The 6,250-nt window shown below is 35.8% G+C and carries 4 protein-coding genes, 1 rRNA gene and 1 other annotated feature; of the genes, 4 read left to right on the top strand and 1 reads right to left on the bottom strand.

The features are described 5' to 3' along the window. Window positions 1-218 (bottom strand): 16S ribosomal RNA (locus I586_RS13515); the annotation flags it as partial. 776 nt (window positions 219-994) lie between these two features. Here I586_RS13515 and croR point away from each other — a divergent pair. The 4 genes from croR (at window position 995) to I586_RS13495 (ending at window position 6,202) form a co-directional block, all read left to right on the top strand. Next, window positions 995-1,684 (top strand): response regulator transcription factor CroR, encoded by a 690-nt coding sequence (gene croR, locus I586_RS13510; RefSeq protein WP_010766703.1) that lies wholly within the window; start codon window positions 995-997, stop codon window positions 1,682-1,684. Continuing rightward, window positions 1,674-2,825, top strand: a complete 1,152-nt coding sequence (gene croS / locus I586_RS13505; protein ID WP_034702485.1) for a sensor histidine kinase CroS — start codon at window positions 1,674-1,676, stop codon at window positions 2,823-2,825. The genes croR and croS overlap by 11 nt, the downstream gene beginning before the upstream one ends. A 73-nt stretch (window positions 2,826-2,898) precedes the next feature. Then, window positions 2,899-3,110: a binding site (T-box leader), on the top strand. A 203-nt stretch (window positions 3,111-3,313) separates the two neighbouring features. Continuing rightward, window positions 3,314-4,585, top strand: coding sequence for a serine--tRNA ligase (gene serS / locus I586_RS13500; protein ID WP_010766701.1), 1,272 nt, complete (start codon window positions 3,314-3,316; stop codon window positions 4,583-4,585). A 123-nt stretch (window positions 4,586-4,708) separates the two neighbouring features. Further along, a complete protein-coding gene (locus I586_RS13495; RefSeq protein WP_010766700.1) occupies window positions 4,709-6,202 on the top strand; it encodes a polysaccharide deacetylase family protein in 1,494 nt (497 codons plus the stop codon). The last annotated feature ends 48 nt before the right edge of the window (window positions 6,203-6,250 follow it).

Here is a 6,250-nt window from a genome sequence, read left to right as displayed (position 1 = left end):
CAAATCAACACCATGCGGTGTCGACTATTATGCGGTATTAGCACCTGTTTCCAAGTGTTATCCCCCTCTGATGGGTAGGTTACCCACGTGTTACTCACCCGTCCGCCACTCCTCTTTTCAAATGAGTGCAAGCACTCGGTAGAAAAGAAGCGTTCGACTTGCATGTATTAGGCACGCCGCCAGCGTTCGTCCTGAGCCAGGATCAAACTCTCATAATAAAAGTTGAACACAATCTTGCGATTGTTAAGCTCATTTGTTTGCTAGCATATTGCTTCGCTTTGTTAAAAATTGTTGTTTGTTTTTACCGTTGTAAAAACAACCTACACATTTGGTTCGTCTTACTTTGTTCAGTTTTCAAAGGTCTACTGTGTTACCTCGCAGCAACTTTTATATCATATCAAATCTTCGATTCGATGTCAACACTTTTTTTCAAAAGTTTCAAAGTTTTTTCTGCTTGATGTTGTCGAGTGTTTCGTGACAACTTCATTAGTTTATCAGGTTATTAGTTATTTGTCAACAACTTTTTTCCTGATTTTTCAAGTTTTTTTCGAACTTGAAATGTTATTCTATTTCTTGTTTGTCGCTTGTAGTTCTTGCGACAACTTCATTAGTTTATCAGGTTAAACATTGTTTGTCAACAACTTTTTTTCCTGATTTCCAAAGTTTTTTTCAGCCTTGGATTGTTATATTATTCTCATCGTTCGGCGTGTTTCATCAGTGCCTTGCGACAAGATATAATATACCAAGATTCTAGGCTTAGGTCAACTAAAATTTGCACTTTTTTTAAAGTTTTTTTCGTTACCGATTGTTTTATTACTTTTGTTGTTTATTGTTCGTTTTTGAGTAAAAAACAAGCTCTTTTTACTCTATTTCTTAATTTTTGGTAACATATTCTAAATTTACCGTAACTTCTCTTTGTTTTTGTCAATTTTTCTATTTTTTTGTTAGAATGAAGAAGAAGAATTCTACTATATATATGGAGGAAATGAATGATATGAAAATTTTAGTTGCTGATGATGATAAAGAGATTGTAGAACTACTAAGTATCTATATTCATAACGAAGGCTATGAAGTGGTTAAGGCTTATGATGGAAAAGAGGCTTTATCTAAGATTCGAACAATATCAGATATTGATTTACTTATTCTAGATATCATGATGCCAATCATGGACGGGATGCAGGTAGTGAAAGAATTGAGAAAGGAATCTCAAATTCCAATTATTATGCTGACTGCTAAAACAACTGATATGGATAAGATCAAAGGTTTAGTAGCTGGTGCAGATGATTATGTTACAAAACCATTTAATCCATTAGAAGTTATGGCTCGTGTTAAATCTATTTTAAGACGTAGTCAAATGCAGCTTAAAGCGGATGAACCCGACGTACTTGAGATTGGATCATTAATTATCAATAAAGATTCTCACGAAGTAAAAACTGTCGACGGCAAAGAGATTCAATTAACTGCATTGGAATTTGGTATTCTATATCTATTGGCTAGTCATCCGAATCGCGTTTTCAGTGCGGATGAAATTTTCGAACGTGTGTGGCAGCAAGAAAGTATTGTCTCTGCAAAAACCGTTATGGTTCATGTTAGTCATTTGAGAGATAAGATAGAAGAGGCAACTGGTGGAGAAAAAGTCATTCAAACAGTTTGGGGAGTTGGATATAAGATCGATGCTCGTTAGACAAAAGAAAATTGAAAAGCAAAAACGAATTACCTTAACTTCAAAAGAAATAAGTGAATTACTTGCTGAAGGAATCGTTACAATTATCCTATTGCTTCTATTAAATGTCTCAATTACAGTTCTTCTTAGTGGTAGTGAGACATTAAAAGGAATTATCTGGGCAACTAAAGGTGCTTTTGCTCAAGAATTAAATACAGATTTATTTTGGAGTTTGAGTAAATTCGTGATTCCTATTTTTTTCATAGTGGATGTAGGTGTATTGTATTGGCGTTTGATTCGTCGATACCGTCAAATGCAATTACGTCATATTATTAGCGAATTACATTATATCGCTGATGGTAATTATGATCACAGAATCCCATTTGAGTTAAGTGGTGATTTAGCCAAGGTGGTTACTAGTATCAATGGGTTAGTGGATAGTACAGTAGCAGCTATTGAAGACGAACGTAAAATCGAAAAATCAAAAGATGAGTTGATTACCAATGTCAGTCATGATATTAGAACGCCGTTAACTTCTATTATAGGATATTTAGGATTAATTGAGGACCGACAGTTTCATAATGAAGAAGACTTACTAAAATATACTCATACAGCATATGTTAAAGCAAAACAAATGAAACTGCTCGTTGATGACCTCTTTGAGTATACGAAAGTTCGTCAGCCGTCTGTTCCTATTAATACCATTAATTTTGACATGGCTCAACTGGTTGAACAACTTGCAGCTGATTTCGAACTTGAAGCTGACAAGAATAACATGACGATTCAAGTCAATGCTAATCCAGTTTCAATAAAAATGGATGGAGATACCGAAAAGTTAGTGCGTGTGTTCAATAATCTTTTGTCGAATGCACTTAAATATGGAAAAGGCGGTAAAAATATCATTATTGATGTAGAAAAAGTTGGAACGGAAGCTGTTATTGCTGTTAGAAATGATGGTCCCCAGATCCCTAAGCGCTCTTTAGACCAATTGTTCGATCGTTTCTATCGTGTTGAAGAATCACGTTCTCAAGAAACAGGCGGTACAGGTCTTGGTTTAGCTATCGCGCAAAGCATCATTGCGTTGCATGGTGGTTATATCTACGCAACTTCTGATAATCATTGGACATCTTTTATCATACACTTGCCTTTAAAAAGAAATTAAACACTAAAATAGTGACTCAAACTCTCTTTTAACAACTAACTTAGGTTGACATCCCTCCAAAAGTTTTGTATCCTAATGACAAGCAAAGAGAAAAAGTATTTATAGTTCTGAATCGAAGAGAGTTTGCGGTGGTGAAAGCAAATATTCTACTATAAAGAAGTCCGTCTCTATTACATGCGTTTGATGAGATAAGTCAAACCGGAAGCAACCGTTATCTGCACTACAAGGGCAGCTTTATGCTGAACTTGGGTGGTACCGCGAAATTCAAGTCATTTCGTCCCAAGAATTTTTTTCTGGGGATGGAGTGGCTTTTTATTTTGCTATAAGATTACCTAGCTACGCTTTTATATGTTATCTAGCTTCGCAGACTAGCCTTTTGGAAAAAAGACAAAATATGATTGTGGCAAAAAACACCACATTCATATTTCCCTATTTTTCTGTCAAGGCTGAACGAGTCTGCTACGCTTTTAAAATAAGGAGGAGTAATTATGTTAGATGTAAAAATGATTCGTCAAAATTTTGACGAAGTGCAAGCCAAATTGAAAACTAGAGGTGTTAAACAAGAAGTATTAGTAAAGTTTTTACGTTTAGATGAAAGCAGACGTACTTTATTAGTAAAATCAGAAGAATTAAAAAAATATCGTAATGATGTTTCTGCTGAAATCGCACAATTAAAAAGAAATAAGGAAGATGCGACCAACAAGATTGCCGAGATGAAAGAAGTGGGCGGCACTATTAAAGCAATGGATACTGAAATTGAAGAGATTGATGCAAAACTTCAAGAAATCTCTACAACATTGCCTAATCTTCCTCATGATTCAGTACCTGTAGGAGCCGATGAAGACGATAATGTTGAAGTACGTCGTTGGAGTGAGCCAAGAAACTTTGCATTTGAACCAAAACCACATTGGGATGTCGCTGAAAATTTAGATATTCTTGATTTTGAACGTGGCGCAAAAGTCTCTGGAAGCCGATTTGTTTATTACAAAGGTTTAGGTGCTCGATTGGAACGTGCCTTATATAATTTCATGTTAGACTTGCACGTCTATGATCATGGATACACTGAAATGATGACACCTTATATCGTCAATAGTAATTCTATGTTCGGTACTGGTCAATTTCCTAAATTTAAAGAAGACGTTTTTCAATTAGAAGGCACTGATTTGACTTTAATTCCTACTGCTGAGGTTCCTTTAACTAACTATTATAATAACGAAATTTTAGATGGCAAAGATTTACCAATCTACTTCACTGCCCTAAGCCCTTCTTTCCGCTCTGAAGCTGGAAGTGCAGGTCGCGATACTCGTGGTTTGATTCGTTTACATCAATTTAACAAAGTAGAAATGGTGAAATTTAGTGATGCAGAACATTCTTATGAAGAATTAGAGAAAATGACTGCTAATGCCGAAGATATTTTACAAAAATTAAATCTACCATACCGTGTCATGGCGTTAGCCACTGGAGATATGGGATTCTCTGCTGCTAAAACCTATGACTTAGAAGTCTGGATCCCAGCACAAAATGCTTACCGTGAAATCAGCTCTTGCTCAAACTGTGAAGATTTCCAAGCTCGTCGTGCAATGATCCGCTACCGTGATGAACATGATAAAGTACAATACGCTCACACATTAAACGGATCTGGTTTGGCTGTCGGTCGGACTGTAGCAGCTATTTTAGAAAATTATCAAAATGAAGATGGTACTGTGACGATTCCTGAAGTTTTAGTTCCATATATGGGTAACTTAAAATTGATTAAATAATTTAATTAAATTAATTAAAAGAAACACTCATGTAATGATGCGATTGTTGAAAGTCCAAAACAAGCATGATACATTTAAACTAACGTAAAAAATCAAATTTATAAATTAGAGGGATCAAACGTTATGGACAGAAATAATCACCCACGAGGAACCCGCAATAGTCGACGCGAAACAAGGAAACACAGCTTTTCAAAAAAAATGGTCTATCTATCTATTTTTACGATTTCTCTTGTTTTAATTTGTGGTGGCGTTTATGCAACCTATGCCATGCAACATAAACCTAAAGAAGCAAGTGAACTTGAAAATGACGACCATTATGAAAAAAAAGAAGCCTCATTGTTAGAAAAAATCAGAAAATCTCAAAAACAAGAAGATTTTGAGGTGAGCGAGCAGGAGAAGAAAGATGGTTATATTCAGACATTAATTTATGAGCCAGTTTCGACTGAATCCATCCCGCAATTTCAAGCAATTAAATCGGAGTTAACTACACTGATAGAGGCTGCTCAAAAAAACAGTCCTAAAGATGACGAAATCAAACTGGTCGGATGTACTAAAAGACTAAAACTAACTGACCAAGTGTTTAGCTATCAACCAGTTGTTAAAATCTATAGCTGGGATCAAGAAAAAGAGGATTGGTCTGAGAAAACAGAGCTTGGTAAAAATACAGCATTTGTCAATCAGAAAACAAAGCAACCACTGTCTTTACAAGATATTTTCATGAGTGAAGCAAATATGTTAGCGATTCAGCAAGTAGTTCAACAAAAGCTATTGTCTGAAAGTCCTGACGGAAATGCACTCATCGATGGGGTTCTCAATATGCCAAAAATGACCTTAGACGGAACCACTTTTACCTATTATCCTGATAAGATAAGTTTAGGGCTGTCAGAAAACCCCACCGGTAAAACGGAACTCACTTTATCCTATAAAGATATTGCTGGTTATGTAAATCCTGATATTATTGACCCAGCCTCTATCAAAGAAGCATTGCCTGAACCTTTAGACCCAAATAAGAAATATATTTCTCTTACTTTTGATGACGGACCCAATCCTGAAACCACTCCTCGACTTTTAGATATTTTAAAAGAAAAGAGTGTAAAAGCAACATTCTTTATGTTAGGTCAGAATGTTGTGAAGCACGAAGCACTTGTTAAACGTGTTGCAGAAGAAGGGCATGAAGTAGCGAGCCATTCATACTCTCATCCACAATTGACAGGTGTCGATGCACAACGCGTGAAAGATGAGGTTCAAAAGACAGATAAAGCAATCTATCATGCCATTGGCAAACTACCTACTGATTTTAGACCACCCTATGGGGCTGTCAACAAAGACGTAGCAATGATTATTGGCAAACCAATCATTCAATGGTCTGTTGATTCTCAAGATTGGCAAAGTCACAATGCACAATCTATCATCAAACGAATCGATGATACTGCCTACAATGATACGATTGTCTTGATGCATGATATTCATCCAGAAACTGTTGATGCAGTATCTACTGTAATTGATCACTTACGTAAAGAAGGGTATGAAATTTTACCGTCCAAAGAATTACTGGGCAAAAAAGCCAAACCACTTCATATGTATTATGGTTCAACAGATGAACGTCCCGTCCAGTAAACAAACAATATCCAATGTCGTAAACGACATTGGATATTGTTTTCTAAA

The sequence above is a fragment of the Enterococcus moraviensis ATCC BAA-383 genome (assembly GCF_000407445.1).
GTDB classification, from domain to species: domain Bacteria; phylum Bacillota; class Bacilli; order Lactobacillales; family Enterococcaceae; genus Enterococcus_L; species Enterococcus_L moraviensis.
Note: the sequence above shows the minus strand (reverse complement) of the source record. Positions and strands in the feature narration are given on the sequence as shown.